The sequence below is a fragment of the Palleronia sediminis genome (genome assembly GCF_004358695.1).
Taxonomy (GTDB): Bacteria; Pseudomonadota; Alphaproteobacteria; order Rhodobacterales; family Rhodobacteraceae; genus Palleronia; species Palleronia sediminis.
Map to the genome: position 1 here is coordinate 296,724 of NZ_SNAA01000001.1, position 13,475 is coordinate 310,198.

General features: G+C 70.0%; 18 protein-coding genes, 1 tRNA gene and 1 other RNA gene. 9 read left to right on the plus strand and 11 right to left on the minus strand.

The genetic code is table 11. The features are described 5' to 3' along the window. The first annotated feature begins 90 nt into the window (after positions 1-90). On the plus strand, positions 91-492 hold the full coding sequence (locus E2L08_RS16920) for a hypothetical protein (protein WP_168771017.1): 402 nt from the start codon (positions 91-93) through the stop codon (positions 490-492). Here E2L08_RS16920 and E2L08_RS01570 read toward each other — a convergent pair. Then, on the minus strand, positions 489-1,334 hold the full coding sequence (locus E2L08_RS01570; protein WP_133395281.1) for a fumarylacetoacetate hydrolase family protein: 846 nt from the start codon (positions 1,332-1,334) through the stop codon (positions 489-491). The two genes, E2L08_RS16920 and E2L08_RS01570, sit on opposite strands and share 4 nt — an antisense overlap. A 189-nt stretch (positions 1,335-1,523) precedes the next feature. Between E2L08_RS01570 and E2L08_RS01575 the strand changes: the two genes are divergently transcribed. Both E2L08_RS01575 and E2L08_RS01580 read left to right on the plus strand, forming a co-directional pair. Then, on the plus strand, positions 1,524-2,306 hold the full coding sequence (locus E2L08_RS01575; protein ID WP_133395282.1) for an AzlC family ABC transporter permease: 783 nt from the start codon (positions 1,524-1,526) through the stop codon (positions 2,304-2,306). After that, entirely contained in the window at positions 2,303-2,662 is a 360-nt protein-coding gene (locus E2L08_RS01580) for an AzlD domain-containing protein (protein WP_133395283.1), read from the plus strand. Before E2L08_RS01575 ends, E2L08_RS01580 begins: the two co-directional genes overlap by 4 nt. Before the next feature lie 82 nt (positions 2,663-2,744). Here E2L08_RS01580 and E2L08_RS01585 read toward each other — a convergent pair whose 3' ends face one another. Continuing rightward, positions 2,745-3,920, minus strand: a complete 1,176-nt coding sequence (locus E2L08_RS01585; protein ID WP_133395284.1) for a pyridoxal phosphate-dependent aminotransferase — start codon at positions 3,918-3,920, stop codon at positions 2,745-2,747. Between the two features lie 133 nt (positions 3,921-4,053). Here E2L08_RS01585 and E2L08_RS01590 point away from each other — a divergent pair, with 133 nt between their 5' ends. From E2L08_RS01590 to E2L08_RS01600, 3 genes are read left to right on the plus strand one after another with little or no spacing between them, the layout of a single operon-like run. Then, positions 4,054-4,953 carry a 2-dehydro-3-deoxygalactonokinase gene (locus E2L08_RS01590; RefSeq protein ID WP_133395285.1) on the plus strand — a complete coding sequence of 300 codons (900 nt, stop codon included), beginning with the start codon at positions 4,054-4,056 and terminating at the stop codon, positions 4,951-4,953. Beyond that, positions 4,950-5,555, plus strand: a complete 606-nt coding sequence (locus E2L08_RS01595) for a 2-dehydro-3-deoxy-6-phosphogalactonate aldolase (protein ID WP_133395286.1) — start codon at positions 4,950-4,952, stop codon at positions 5,553-5,555. The genes E2L08_RS01590 and E2L08_RS01595 overlap by 4 nt, the downstream gene beginning before the upstream one ends. Then, positions 5,552-6,415, plus strand: coding sequence for an SMP-30/gluconolactonase/LRE family protein (locus E2L08_RS01600; protein ID WP_240757932.1), 864 nt, complete (start codon positions 5,552-5,554; stop codon positions 6,413-6,415). The genes E2L08_RS01595 and E2L08_RS01600 overlap by 4 nt, the downstream gene beginning before the upstream one ends. Before the next feature lie 24 nt (positions 6,416-6,439). On the opposite strand, the gene E2L08_RS01605 is transcribed toward E2L08_RS01600, so the two are convergent. From E2L08_RS01605 to E2L08_RS01615, 3 genes are all read right to left on the minus strand, one after another. Next, on the minus strand, positions 6,440-7,189 hold the full coding sequence (locus tag E2L08_RS01605) for a sulfite exporter TauE/SafE family protein (protein WP_133395287.1): 750 nt from the start codon (positions 7,187-7,189) through the stop codon (positions 6,440-6,442). Between the two features lie 72 nt (positions 7,190-7,261). After that, a complete protein-coding gene (gene rpoH / locus E2L08_RS01610) occupies positions 7,262-8,158 on the minus strand; it encodes an RNA polymerase sigma factor RpoH (RefSeq protein WP_133395288.1) in 897 nt (298 codons plus the stop codon). 138 nt (positions 8,159-8,296) lie between these two features. Next, positions 8,297-9,316 carry an RluA family pseudouridine synthase gene (locus E2L08_RS01615; RefSeq protein WP_133395289.1) on the minus strand — a complete coding sequence of 340 codons (1,020 nt, stop codon included), beginning with the start codon at positions 9,314-9,316 and terminating at the stop codon, positions 8,297-8,299. Between E2L08_RS01615 and E2L08_RS01620 the strand changes: the two genes are divergently transcribed. Then, entirely contained in the window at positions 9,315-9,614 is a 300-nt protein-coding gene (locus E2L08_RS01620) for a DUF6476 family protein (RefSeq protein WP_133395290.1), read from the plus strand. The genes E2L08_RS01615 and E2L08_RS01620 overlap by 2 nt on opposite strands. Positions 9,615-9,627: 13 nt before the next feature. Here the strand turns inward: E2L08_RS01620 and E2L08_RS01625 are convergent. After that, a tRNA-His gene (locus tag E2L08_RS01625) sits at positions 9,628-9,704 on the minus strand. A 117-nt stretch (positions 9,705-9,821) separates the two neighbouring features. On the opposite strand from E2L08_RS01625, the gene E2L08_RS01630 reads away from it, so the two are divergent. Beyond that, positions 9,822-10,019 carry a DUF6324 family protein gene (locus tag E2L08_RS01630; RefSeq protein ID WP_133395291.1) on the plus strand — a complete coding sequence of 66 codons (198 nt, stop codon included), beginning with the start codon at positions 9,822-9,824 and terminating at the stop codon, positions 10,017-10,019. A 4-nt stretch (positions 10,020-10,023) separates the two neighbouring features. Here the strand turns inward: E2L08_RS01630 and E2L08_RS01635 are convergent, their stop codons facing one another. After that, positions 10,024-10,482, minus strand: a complete 459-nt coding sequence (locus E2L08_RS01635; RefSeq protein ID WP_133395441.1) for an MmcB family DNA repair protein — start codon at positions 10,480-10,482, stop codon at positions 10,024-10,026. Positions 10,483-10,652: 170 nt separating this feature from the next. Here E2L08_RS01635 and ssrS point away from each other — a divergent pair. Beyond that, positions 10,653-10,808: non-coding RNA, 6S RNA (gene ssrS / locus E2L08_RS17470), on the plus strand. Between the two features lie 147 nt (positions 10,809-10,955). On the opposite strand, the gene E2L08_RS01640 is transcribed toward ssrS, so the two are convergent. Genes E2L08_RS01640 through ribB form a run of 4 tightly spaced genes read right to left on the minus strand, consistent with a single transcriptional unit; the run spans position 10,956 to position 13,228 of the window. Next, a complete protein-coding gene (locus E2L08_RS01640) occupies positions 10,956-11,135 on the minus strand; it encodes a hypothetical protein (RefSeq protein WP_133395292.1) in 180 nt (59 codons plus the stop codon). Between the two features lie 18 nt (positions 11,136-11,153). Further along, a complete protein-coding gene (gene nusB / locus E2L08_RS01645; protein WP_133395293.1) occupies positions 11,154-11,618 on the minus strand; it encodes a transcription antitermination factor NusB in 465 nt (154 codons plus the stop codon). Positions 11,619-11,621: 3 nt separating this feature from the next. Continuing rightward, the gene (locus E2L08_RS01650) at positions 11,622-12,125 is read right to left on the minus strand and encodes a 6,7-dimethyl-8-ribityllumazine synthase (protein ID WP_133395294.1); all 504 of its coding nucleotides are present in this window, start codon (positions 12,123-12,125) and stop codon (positions 11,622-11,624) included. Further along, positions 12,125-13,228, minus strand: a complete 1,104-nt coding sequence (ribB, locus tag E2L08_RS01655; RefSeq protein WP_133395295.1) for a 3,4-dihydroxy-2-butanone-4-phosphate synthase — start codon at positions 13,226-13,228, stop codon at positions 12,125-12,127. Before ribB ends, E2L08_RS01650 begins: the two co-directional genes overlap by 1 nt. Positions 13,229-13,475 lie beyond the last annotated feature (247 nt).

Below are 13,475 nucleotides of genomic sequence, written 5' to 3' on the forward strand. Positions count from 1 at the left end.
CCCCGCCACGCTCGGGCGATACATCGCCCGCCCCCGTGCCCGGACGCAACCCTGTCCGCCGCGGGCGCGCGGGGCTTGGCGGCCCGGCCGATGCGCGCTAGCCTCGCGCCCATGCTGCGCGGCCCCGCCCCCCTTGCCCTCGTGCTCGCCCTTGCCGCCTGCGGCGAGGCCGGCGCCGGCGCGGGCGATCCGCTGGCGCTGCGCTGCACCGTCTCGGATGGTGCGAACCAACTCCCCGCGGGTTTTCCGGCGGCCTTCTGCGACAGGTTCCGCGCGGCGCTCGCGCTCGAGACGGGGCGGCCCGTGACCGATGCCGATGACGCCGCGGCCGGCGTCGCGCTCGAGGTGATGCGTCCCGGCATGGCACGCGCCATCCTCACCGTCGGCGCGGCGCGCGCCACGGTCACGGTCTCGACCATGGATGCCGACCTGTCGGCCGAGGCCGCCGAAACGGTCGTCCCGGCCCTCGCCCGGCTGCTCGACGCCCGCTAGGACGCCGCCTCGACCGCCTGGTGCTGCGTGCCCAGCCCCTCGATCGCGATCTCGATCCGGTCGCCCGGCTTGAGGAACCGGGGCGGGCGATGGCCCATGCCCACCCCTTCGGGCGTGCCGGTGGCGATCAGGTCGCCCGGCAGCAGCGCCATGAAACGGCTCATGTAGGACACGATCCGCGCCACCCCGAAAATCATGTCGTCGGTGTTGGAGCTTTGCATCGTCTCGCCATTGACCTTGGTCGACAGCGCCAGCTTCTGCGGGTCGGGCACCTCGTCGGCGGTGACGAGCCACGGCCCCAGCGGCCCGAATCCCGGCGCCGACTTGCCCTTGACCCAATGCCCCCCGTGCTTGAGCTGGAAATCCCGCTCGGACACGTCGTTGACCACGCAATAGCCCGCGACATGGGCCAGCGCGTCCTCCTCGGACACATTATAGGCATGCGAGCCGATCACGATGCCAAGCTCGACCTCCCAGTCGAGCTTGCGCGCACCGGGCGGGATCACCAGCGGGTCGTGCGGGCCCGAGATGCAGGATGTCGACTTGTTGAAGATGATGGGCTCGTCGGGCGGCGGCGCGCCGAACTCGGCCGCGTGACGGGTATAGTTCAGCCCGATGCAGAGAAAGTTCGGAACATGTCCGAGGCAGGCGCCGATCCGGCCCGGATCGCGCACCGCCGGAAGCGCCGCCGGATCGAGCCCGCGCAGCCGCTCGAGGCTTTCGGGCGACAGGGTGGTGCCGTCGATATCGGCGATTTCGCCGGACAGGTCGCGGACCTGCCCGCCCGCATCCAGCAGGCCCGGACGTTCGGCGCCGACAGGCCCGTATCGCAAGAGTTTCATGGCGATGCTCTCCGTTTCCAACTCGCGGCAATCTGACCCGCCGCGCCGCGCCGGGGCAACCCCCCCCTCGCGCCCCCGGCCCGCGATCGGCCTTGCGGCTTGAGCCGGCGGCGCGCTTGGGTGTAGCAGGGGCGCGCGGCGCGCCTGCGCGGCCGCCCCCTGTTTCGCCGCGTCGCCCGAGGCCCGCCCATGTCCCGCACCGATCTCGCCCCCCTGCCGCCCGGCCCCGGCGGCGACGCCCCCCGCGCGGAGGCGGCCGCGACGGGGGTCCGCGCGGCCTTTATCGAGGGGTTCTGGGCCTGCGCGCCCTTCATCCTCATCATCGTGCCCTTCTCGCTTCTCTTCGGCGTGGTCGCGCGCGAGGCGGGGCTCGACATCCTCCAGGCCATGGCCATGTCGGTGCTGGTCATCGCGGGGGCCTCGCAGTTCACGGCGCTGGCGCTCTTGCAGGACCAGGCCCCGGTATTCATCGTGCTCCTGACCTCGCTGGCGGTGAACCTGCGCATGGCGATGTATTCCGCCGCGCTGGTGCCGCATCTGGGCCATGCCTCGCGCGGGGTGCGCGCGGCGGTGGCCTATCTCATGGTCGACCAGGCCTTTGCCGTGGCGATCCGCCGATACGAGCAGGATCCGCCGCTGGGCCCCTCGGCGCGCGTCGCTTTCTATTTCGGCGGAATGAGCCTGATCGCGCCGCTCTGGTACGCCTTCACCCTGATCGGGGCGGTGATCGGGCGGGCGATGCCGGCCGCGCTCTCGCTCGATTTCGCGGTGCCGGTCTGCTTCATCGCGCTGCTCGCGCCGCTCCTGCGCACGGGGCCGCATATCCTCGCGGCGCTGGTCTCGGCGCTGGGCGCGATCGCCTTCGCCTGGGTGCCGTGGAGCCTCGGGATCATCATCGCCGCCCTGCTGGCGATGATCGCGGGCCGCCGTTGCGAACTCTGGCTCGCCCGGCGCGAAAGGGCGGCACCATGACGCCCGAAACCCTGCCCGCGGCCGATGCGATTCCCGATGCGCTGGCCTGGACGGTGATCGTGCTGCTGGGGCTCGGCACCTTCGCCATCCGGTTCTCGTTCCTCGGCCTGCTGGGCGACCGGCCCCTGCCCGAATGGCTGCTGGGGCATCTGAAATACGTGGGCGTCGCGGTCTTTCCCGCGCTGGTCACGCCGCTGGTGCTCTGGCCCGAGGCGACGCAGGGCGCCTTCGATCCGCTTCGCCTCGTGGCGGCGCTCGCGGCCTTCGCCGCCGGCTGGCGCATCTCGGTGGTCGCGGCCATCGTGGCGGGGATGGGCACGCTCTACGCGCTGCAATTTCTCGCCACGCTGATCTGACCGCCCGGATCTTCTCTTTCCCAAATACCCATGTCGTCCGGCACGGCCCCCGCGGGCCGGCCGCGCGCGGGGCGCGTCCGGCTCAGCCGCCGCGCCCGGCCAGCGCCCGCGCGATCCGCTCCAGCGCATCCTCGATGGCGCCTTCAGAGGCGGCATAGCTCAGCCGCAGGAACCCCTCGCCCCGCGCGCCGAAACTCGTGCCCGCCACCGTCGCGACCCCCGCCCCGTCAAGCAGCAGGTCCTGGCAGTCGCGCGAGGACAGCCCCGTACCGGTGATGTCGGGAAAGGCATAGAACGCGCCGCCCGGCTCGGCGCAGCGCAGGCCCGGTATCGCGTTCAGCCCGTCCACGATCAGGCGGCGCCGGGCGGCAAAGGCCCGCATCATCGCGTCGACCGCGTCCTGCGGCCCCTCGAGCGCGGCGATGCCCGCGGCCTGGGTCGCCGCGTTCACGCAGGAATGGTCGTTGATGCAGAGCCGCGTCACCGGCTCGAGACAGGGTGCGGGCCAGATGCCGAAACCCAGCCGCCAGCCCGTCATGGCATAGGTCTTGGACCAGCCGTCCAGCACGATCAGCCGGTCGCGGATCTCGGGATAATTCAGCAGCGACACATGCGCCTGCCCGTCATAGAGCATGCGCGAATAGATCTCGTCGGACAGGATCGCCACGTCGGGGCGGCCGGCCAGCCCCGCGACGAGGCGGTCGATCTCGGCCGCCGGGGTGACGCCGCCCGTCGGGTTGCCGGGCGAGTTCACCACGACAAGCCGCGTGCGCGGGGTCAGGCGCGACAGCACGTCATCCGCCGACATGCCCCCCGCCGCGTTCAGCGGATAGGGCACCGCCGTCGCGCCGCTATAGCGGATGGCGCTGCCATAGATCGGAAAGCCCGGATCGGGATAGAGGATCTCGGCGCCCGGCTCGCCAAAGATCAGCATGGCGAAGAACATCGTGGGCTTGCCGCCCGGCACGATGACGACATGGCCGGGATCGACCTCGGCCCCGTGGCGGCGATGCAGGTCGGCAGCCACCGCCTCGCGCAGGGCGGGCAGGCCATTGGCCGGGGTATAGCCATGCGCGCCGTCGCGCAGCGCCCGCACCCCCGCCTCGACGATATGCTCGGGCGTGCGGAAATCGGGCTGGCCGATCCCCAGATTGACGATATCGATCCCGGCCTGCGACAGCCGCGCGGCCCGCGCCAGCACGTCGAAGGCCGATTCGGTGCCGAGCCGCGACAGGCTTTCGGCGAATTTCAGCGCCATGCGTCCCCCTCCCCCATGTTGACGCCAGATAATCAGGCGCCGGGCGGCGTGGAAAGGGTCGCGCGGGGTTGCCGCGCGCGCGGGCCGGCCCCATGCTGGGGATCGCTCGACATGCCCCGAGGGGGAACACGATTTGATCGACCCGACCTGGATCGCGGTGGACTGGGGGACGACGAACCTGCGCGCCTGGGCCATGGGTGCGGACGACACCGTGCTGGGCGAGGCCGTGGCGGCCTCGGCCCCGCTCGCGACGCCCGACCTGTTCGAACGCGCGCTCATGACACTCGTGCGCGACTGGAGCCTCGGGCCCGCCACACCCGTCATCGCCTGCGGAATGCTGGGCGCGCGAGAGGGCTGGGCCGAGGCGCCGTACCGCGCCGTTCCCTGCACGCCGCTGTCCGACCGGCTGTTGCGCGCGCCCGCGCGCGACCCGCGGATCGCCCTGCATATCGTGCCGGGCCTGAAACAGGACCGCCCCGCGGATGTCATGCGCGGCGAAGAGACCCAGATCGCCGGGTTCCTTGCCACGACTCCCGATTTCGACGGGGTGATCGCCCTGCCCGGATCGCATACGAAATGGGCCCGCATCAGCGCCGGAGAGGTCGTGTCCTTTCAGACCGCCATGACCGGAGAGCTCTTTGCCGCCCTGTCCGAACATACCGTGCTGCGCCATGTCGCGGGCGGCCCGGACTGGGACGAGGACGGGTTCGCGCAGGGCGTGACCGAGGCGCTGTCGCGCCCCGAGGCCATCGCGCGGATGCTGTTCGCGATCCGCGCCGAGACGCTGCTGGACGGGCTCGCGCCGGGGGCCGCGCGGGCGCGGCTGTCGGGGCTGCTGATCGGGGCCGAACTCGCCTCGGCGCGGCCCTATTGGCTGGGCATGCGGGTCGCGCTGCTGGGGGCGGGGCGGCTGACCGGCCCCTACGCCGCCGCGCTCACGCTGCAGGGCGCGGCACCGCTGCGCGTCAATGCCGAGGCCGCGACCCGCGCGGGCCTCGCCGCGGCCTATGCCACGCTTTCCGCGGCGGGATGAGCCGGCCGCTCATCGCCATCCTGCGCGGCATCGCGCCCGCCGAGGCGGCCCCGGTGGCCGCGGCGCTGATCGCCGCCGGCATCACCCGCATCGAGGTTCCGCTGAACTCGCCCGACCCGCTGGACAGCATCGCGGCCATGGCGCAGGCCCATGGCGACCGCGCGCAGATCGGGGCGGGCACGGTCCTGTCGCCCGCGCAGGTCGCGCAGGTCGCGGATGCGGGCGGGCGGCTGATCGTGTCGCCCGATTGCGACGCCCGCGTGATCGCGGCCACGCTCGAGGCCGGGCTCGTCAGCCTGCCCGGCGCGCTCACCCCGACCGAGTGTTTCGCCGCGCTCAAGGCCGGGGCCACCGCGCTCAAGATCTTTCCCGCCTTTCGCATGGGGCAGGACGGGCTGCGCGCCCTGTGCGCGGTGCTGCCGCCTGGAACCGCGCTTTACATGGTGGGCGGGGTCGAGCCGCCCGACTTCGCCGCGTGGCGCGCGGCGGGCGCCACGGGTTTCGGGCTGGGCGGCGCACTCTACCGGCCCGGCGACGCGCCTGAAACGGTGGCCGCCCGCGCGGCGCGCGTCGTTGCCGCCTGGGACGCGGTCGCCCCGTGAGCGTCGCGCGCACCTTCGACGCGACGCGCTGCCTGCTGGGCGAAGGCGCGTTCTGGCACCCCGTCCGGGCGCGGTTCATGTGGTTCGACATCCTGTCGATGCGGCTTATGTCGCGCGAGGCGGGGCAGACGCGGATATGGAGCTTTAACAGCTTTGCCTCGGCCATGGGCTGGGTGGATCGCGACCGGGTGATCGTGGCGACCGCGACGGATCTGCGGCTGCTCGATCTCGAGACAGGCACGCAGGAACCGCTCTGCCCGCTCGAGGCCGACGATCCGGCAAGCCGGTCCAATGACGGGCGGGCCGATCCGCATGGCGGGTTCTGGTGCTCGACCATGCGCATCGGGGACGATGGCGGCGCGGGCGCGATCTATCGCTATTTCCGGGGGCAACTGACCCGGCTGCGCGATGGCATCGCCATCGCCAACGCGATCTGTTTCGCGCCTTCGGGGCGGGTGGCCTATTTCACCGATACGCCGACGCGGCAGGTCATGCGCTGGCGGCTCGACGCCGAGGGCTGGCCCCTGGGCGAGCCCGAGCCGCTGATCGACCTGCGCCCGGCGGGCGTGAACCCCGACGGCATGGTGACGGATGCGGCCGGCAACCTGTGGCTGGCGCTGTGGGGTTCGGGGCGGGTGGCGGTGTTCTCGTCCGAGGGGCGCCAGTGCGGTTCGCATCCCCTGCCCGCGGCGCAGTCGAGCTGCCCGGTCTTTGGCGGACCGGGCTATACCACGCTGCTCGTCACCTCGGCGGCGGCCGAGCTGTCGCAGCCCGACCTGACCCGCAACGCGGCGCATGGCCGGACCTTCGCACTGCGCGGACTGGGCCCCGGCCGCCCAGAGCCGCGGGTGATCCTCTAGCGCCGGGGGTTTCGGGCGGACGCCTCAGCCGCCGGGTCGGATCAGCGACCACCCCGCCTTGCCCAGCAAGAGCAGCGACAGCACCAGCAGCAAGAGCTCGATGACGCGGCGATACTGGTCGTCCGAAAGCCTGCCCGTCACCACCCGCCCCGCAAAGGTGCCCGCGATCCCCGAGACGACCAGCAAGGCCGTCAGCCGCAGATCCAGCGCGTCGAGCTGACCCAGCGCCCAGTAGCCGGGCAGCTTGGCGAGGTTGCCGATGGCAAAGGCAATGGCGATGGTGCCCGCGAAGGTCAGCCGCCCGAGTTGCTGCGGCATCAGGTAGGCCTGCGCGGGCGGCGACCCGGAATGGGTGATGAAGGACGCGATCCCCGTCAGCACCCCCCAGAACAGCCCCGGCCCCACGGCCGCGCCGGCCTGTGCGTCGGGCGCGCGGGCCGTCCAGCGGCGCGCGACATACCAAAGCCCGATGCCCCCCGTCACCGCCAGCAGCGCCCATTCGGGGGTGAAGGGGATGACCAGCGTGGCGATCACGGTCCCGGCAAGCATCCCCGGCACGAGGATGGCAAGGTTGCGCCCCGACCAATGCCGCCGGTAGAGCCAGACCCCCACCCAGTCGGTGACGATATAGACCGGCAGCAGGACCGCGGCGGCCTGCACCGGGTTCATCATCAGCGCGAGCGCGGGAACGGTCAGCGCCGCGGCCGCGGCCAGCCCGCCCTTGGACATGCCGACGACGAACGCGGCCAGAAGGAGCGGGATCAGATGCTCCACGAACGGGTCTCCGGCATCGTCGGCGATCAGGGGCGGGGGACGCGCGCCTCGACCCGCGCGCGCCTCCTTCCGTCAGGTCTCTTCCAGCATCCCCTTCTGACCTGCAAGCTCGGTCATGCGCTTTTGCAGCTTGTCAAAGGCGCGCACCTCGATCTGGCGGATGCGTTCGCGGCTGACATCGTATTGCCCCGACAACTCTTCGAGCGTGATCGGCTGGTCGAGCAGCCGCCGCTGCGTCAGGATGTCCTTTTCGCGGTCGTTCAGCACATCCATCGCGTCGGTCAGCAGGGCACGCCGCGTCTCGAGCTCGTCCCGCTCGGCATAATCGCCGGCCTGGTCGGCGCCCTCGTCCTCGAGCCAGTCCTGCCACTGGGCCGACCCCTCGCCATCGTTCGAGATCGTCGCGTTGAGCGAGGCATCCGACCCGGCCATGCGCCGGTTCATCGAGATCACCTCGTCCTCGGTCACGCCGAGATCGTTCGCGATCCGGGCCACGTTCTCGGGCCGCAGGTCGCCCTCTTCGAGCGCGCCGATCCGGTTCTTGGCCTTGCGCAGGTTGAAGAACAGCTTTTTCTGCGCGCTGGTCGTGCCGAGTTTCACCAGCGACCAGGATCGCAGGATATATTCCTGGATCGAGGCGCGGATCCACCACATCGCATAGGTCGCTAGGCGGAACCCCTTTTCGGGGTCGAACCGCTTGACCGCCTGCATCAGGCCGACATTGGCCTCGGATATCACCTCGGCCTGCGGCAACCCGTAGCCGCGATAGCCCATCGCGATCTTGGCGGCGAGCCGCAGATGGCTCGTCACCAGCCGGTGGGCGGCCTCGGTATCCTCGTGCTCGACCCAGCGCTTGGCCAGCATGTATTCCTCGTCCGGCTCCAGCATCGGGAAACGCCGGATTTCCTGCATGTACCTGTTCAGACCCTGTTCCGGGGACGGCGCCGGTAGGTTCGCGTAGCTTGCCATGATCCCTCCAATCGGGGCCTATTCGGGCCCGTTGCATCCTATGTGGTGAACCGATCGGTTCAGTTCAAGTTCACCCTCTCGATCCGTCAATGGGCACCCTGCCCCGGCAGGTCCGCCCGCGCGACGCTTTGTCGGCAGCTACACGCGGTTGTGACGCAGGAGGCTTAGCAAACCGTCAATATCGGGCGGCAAGGGGCATTCGAAATGCATGGCATTTTCGGTAACGGGATGTTCGAACCCCAGCGTCGCGGCATGCAGCGCCTGTCGCCCGAACCCCGCAAGGGCCGCGCGCACCGGCTCGGGGCCACCCGGCGCGCGGCGCGCACCGCCATAGACCGGATCGCCGATCAGGGGATGCCCGATATGGCGCATATGCACCCGGATCTGATGCGTGCGCCCGGTCTCGAGCCGGCAGGACACCAGCGCGGCCGGGCCAAGCGCCTCTTCGGTGACAAGGCGCGTCACCGCATGCCGCCCCCCCGTGAACGTGACCGCCTGGCGCTGGCGGTCATGGCGATGGCGGTCGAGCCCCGAGGTGATCTTGATCGTGCCGCCCGGCTCGACCGAAACGCCGCGCGTGCCGCGCAGACGCGCCGATCCGGCATCCGGCACCCCGTGGCAGATCGCGAGATAGCGCCGCTGCGCCGTGTGGGCCGCGAATTGCGCGGCAAGCCCGTGATGCGCCCGGTCCGTCTTGGCCACGACCAGCAACCCGCTGGTGTCCTTGTCGATACGATGGACGATGCCGGGCCTGCGTTCGCCGCCGACGCCCGAGAGTCCCTCGCCGAAATGGTGCAGCAGCGCGTTCACCAATGTCCCGTCGGGCGATCCGGGCGCGGGGTGGACGACCATGCCGGCGGGCTTGTTCACCACGATCAGGTCGTCATCCTCGTGCACCACATCCAGCGCGATCGCCTCGGGCGCCATGTGGCTGTCGACCTCGTCGGGCACCGCGACGGCGATGATGTCGCCCTCGGCCACGCGCGCGCGCAGATCGGTCAGCATGGCACCGCCCCGGCTGACCGCCCCGCACTCGATCAGCCGGGCAAGGCGCGAGCGGCTCAGATGGGCGGCCTCTGGCACATCGCGGGCCAGCGCCTTATCAAGGCGGGACGGTGGATCGGCCGCGATGACGACGTGAACGAGGGTCTGGGGCATGGACGAACCTCCGGCGGCCGACAGGGGCCTCGTGGCGCTGAAATGGCTGGTGATCGTATTGATCGCAACCTCCATCGCGGGGATCGTGGCGATCGTGGCGCTGTTCTGGACGCGCCTGCCGCGCCCCGCGCCCCCCCTGCCCGCCGGCATCGCGCTGCCCGATGGCACGCGGGTCGAGGCATTCACCCGCGGCCGCGGATTCCTGGCCGTCGTCACCGATGCGGGCGAGATCCTGATTCTCGACCCTGGGGGACGCCGCGTGACGCAACGCATCGTCATCGAGACGGACGGGGAGTGAGCGAGGATGGGGGTGGTACCACCTCCCCGGCTCGAACGGGGGACCTCCTGATCCACAATCAGGCGCTCTAACCAACTGAGCTAAGGCGGCACTCGGCGCCGATCTAGTCGCTCGCGCGAAACGATGCAACCCCGTCCGCGCCCGCGACTTGCGGCGATTGCGCCCGCGCGCTAGGCCCTCGGCATCCCCCGCAACGGAGCGTTTCCCTTGGGCATCAACGACGAAAGCAACATCGAGGCGAACCTGCAGATCGGACCCACCGATGCCGGCATGGTGCGCATCTACGTGGAGGGGCCGGGGCTCGAAGTGCCGATGGATTTCGAGCCCGACGAGGCCGAAGAGATCGCCGAAGAGATTCGCGCCTCGGCCGCGCGGGCGCGCGCGATCGCGCGCAAGAAACGCTGACGCGTCACGAGCCCAGCACCAGGCCCGGATCACGCATCGCCTGAAGCCGCCGCGCCGCATGGGTCGCGAATCGCTGCACCATCGCCTTGCGGCGCGAGGGCGGCAGCCGCGCCTCGCAGCCCATGCGCAGGATCTCGGCATCATAGGCATCGGCGACGATCAGCCCGCTCGTTTCGGGCAGCAGATCCGTGGGAAACTCGGCATCGACGGCCCAGAAATACCGGTCGCACCATTGCAGATAGCCCTCCCATTTAACGTCGCCCATGAAATCCGCGCGCGACGACTTGCACTCCACGATCCAGATCTCGCCCTTCGGGCCCAGCGCCATCACATCGACGCGCAGCCCCGGACACGGCACCAACTCCTCCACGCAGACAAAGCCGTGCCCGAAAAGGTGGCGCACGACACCACGGGCCAAAAGCTGGCCGGGGCGCGAGCGGATCGCATCCGTCTCAAGGGTCATACTCATCCGCAAACTGTGAACGAAACATAAACGCGCCGCAAGTTTCTCGTCTTCTCTTCGATAAATACCCAATTCGTCCGGCGGCTACGGGCGATCCGGCCGGGGCGATGCAAAGACCGCGCCGCCACCCCTTGTCGCGGGGCACGGGCGGGTCTACCTGTGGTCGCAGGCGGGCACTGCGCTTCTCGTGAAGGGAGCAATTCCGGTGGCCTTAAGCAATTCCGAGGGAGTTGGCTCTGGTCGGGCCGTGGTCCGGCTACCTGACGCCCACCTGTATATACAGGTCCTCGGGAATTCGCGATCCCCACGGTTGTCGTGGTCCCGCCGTTTGCCCATCCCACCGGCAGGTTTGAGCAGGTCGATCTGAAAAGATTTACAGGCGATCCCAACCGTTACGGCCAATGCCTCGCGACTGGCTCTCGATCAAACCTGAAAGCGAGGCCGCGGCCCAAGGCCGCGACGCCGTATCCGCGTTATTTGCGGTCGGTGCGGATGCGCACCGGCTTGCGCTCGGGCGTCCGCGCGGCGGCATTGGCGACGAGGAGCAACGACACCACCAGCAGGGAGGCAAAGCCCAGGGTGGCACCGGCCAGCCCGGCCATGACGGCGAGCGCGGCGGTCAGAAGGGGCAGGATTCGTGTAGCATGTGACATGGTGACGTCTCCGGGCGATCAGGTCGTGAAGGCCTCGGGTCGTGCTTGCCGGGCCATATGATCAAGAACGGCATTGACGAATTTCGGTTCCTTGCCCTCGGGAAAGAAGGCCTGCGCGATCCCCACGAACTCGACGATCACGACCTTGGGCGGGGTGGGCATCGTCGCCATCTCGGCGCCCGCGGCGCGGAACAGCGCGCGCAATACCGGGTCGATCCGGTCGATCGGCCACTTGGCGACGAGCGCGCGGTCGGTCATCTGGTCGATGTGGTTCTGGCGCGACACGGCACCTTCGAGCAGGGCGCGGAAATGGTCGACATCGCCCTCGGCCATCTCGCCCTCTTCGTAGACGGCGCCAAAGCGGTGGGTCTCGAACTCGGCCCGGACGCGGTCGATGGAAAGCTGCGAATGCTCCATCTGGAACAGCGCCTGAACGGCATAAAGCCGCGCCGCCGATTTCATCTGGCGCTTGTCGCCCGACATGGCCTAGCCCTCGCCGCCGGTGCGGAACCCGATGCCCTTGGGCGCGCCCGACCAGCGTCGCGACAGCGCGATCAGGTGCAGCGCCGCGTTGGCCGCGCCTCCGCCCTTGTCCTGCGGGCCCGCCCGCACCTCGGCCTGCTCGTAGGTCTCGACGGTGAGGATGCCATTGCCGATGCACCCCCCGTCGAGCCCCAGCAGCGTCAGCGCCCTGGAACTGTCGTTGCAGACCGTGTCGTAATGCGTCGTCTCGCCGCGGATCACGCAGCCCAGCGCCACGAAACCGTCGAAATCGGCGGTCCGCTGGGCGATGCGGATGGCGGTCGGGATCTCGAGCGCGCCGGGCACCTCGACCGTTTCATGCGTGGCCCCGACCGCGTCGAGCGCCCGACGCGCGCCCGCGACCAGCGCATCGGCGATATCGCGGTAGTAGGGGGCAACGACGATCAGCAGCTTTGGCGCCTCGTCGAAACGCGGGGCCGGGAGTTCGTAATGCGACTGGCCGGCCATCAGCGATCCTCCGGGATGCGGCGGGTATCGACGATCTCGAGGCCATAGGCCTCGAGCCCCACGATGCGGGGCCTGGGCGAATTGCTGAGCAGGATCAGGCGGTTGAGCCCCAGCGCGCTAAGGATCTGCGCGCCGAGCCCGTATTGGCGCAGCGTCTGTGGCGACACGTCATCGTCATTCGCGATGCGCATCGTCAGGTCGCGCAGCAGCACCAGCACGCCGCGACCTTCGGCGGCGATGGCGCGCATGGCGCCGCGGAACTCATCGGCCACGCCGGCTGGGCCGATCCCCGCGATATCCTGCAGCGGGTCCATCGCGTGCATCCGCACCGGCACGGGATCGTCGCCCGAGACATCGCCCTTGACCAGCACGATATGCTCGGCGCCCTGCGTGGTGTCGGTGTAGATCCGCATGGACCAGTCGCCGCCAAAGGCGGACGTCACCTGCCGCTCGGCGCTCAGCCGGACGAGGTTGTCGTGGCGCCGACGATAACCGATCAGATCGCTGATCGTCCCGATCTTGAGCCCGTGACGCTGCGCGAAAGCCACGAGATCGGGCAGCCGCGCCATCGTTCCGTCCTCGTTCATGATCTCGCAGATCACGCCCGAGGGGTTCAGCCCGGCAAGCCGCGAGATATCGACCGCCGCCTCGGTATGGCCCGCGCGGACGAGAACGCCGCCCTCGCGCGCGCGCAGCGGAAACACATGGCCCGGCGTGGCGATATCGGCCGATTGCGTCGCGGCGTCGATGGCGACGGCGACGGTGCGCGCGCGGTCATGCGCCGAGATGCCGGTCGACACCCCCTCGCGCGCCTCGATCGAGACGGTGAACGCGGTCTCGTGCCGCGACGAGTTGCTCGATGCCATCAGGGGCAGCCCCAGCGCATCGCAACGCGCCGATTCCAGCGCGAGGCAGATCAGCCCCCGCCCCTCGCGCGCCATGAAGTTCACGGCATCGGGCGTGGCCATCTGGGCAGGAATGACCAGGTCCCCCTCGTTCTCGCGATCCTCGTGGTCGACAAGGATGAACATCCGCCCGTTGCGGGCGTCTTCGATGATTTCCTCGATCGAGGAAATGGCGTCGGTATAACTGATATCGTCCATGCGCGCGCAGATAGCCGGTCGCCACGGCGAAGGCCAGAGGCGACGGTCATCCGCGACGCGGTGCGTTCCCCCGGCACGCATGTCGTCGGGGCGTTTCGGGTCGGGCGACCCGATGACCGGATCGCCCGTAAGCGAGGAAAGGTGGCGCCACCTCTGCGGCGCAAGAACAGTGGCGGGGCGCTACCCCCGGCCGATCGTCCCACCGGTGAAAATCTCGGGCGGACGGACCGATTGCCAGGCCGGACCG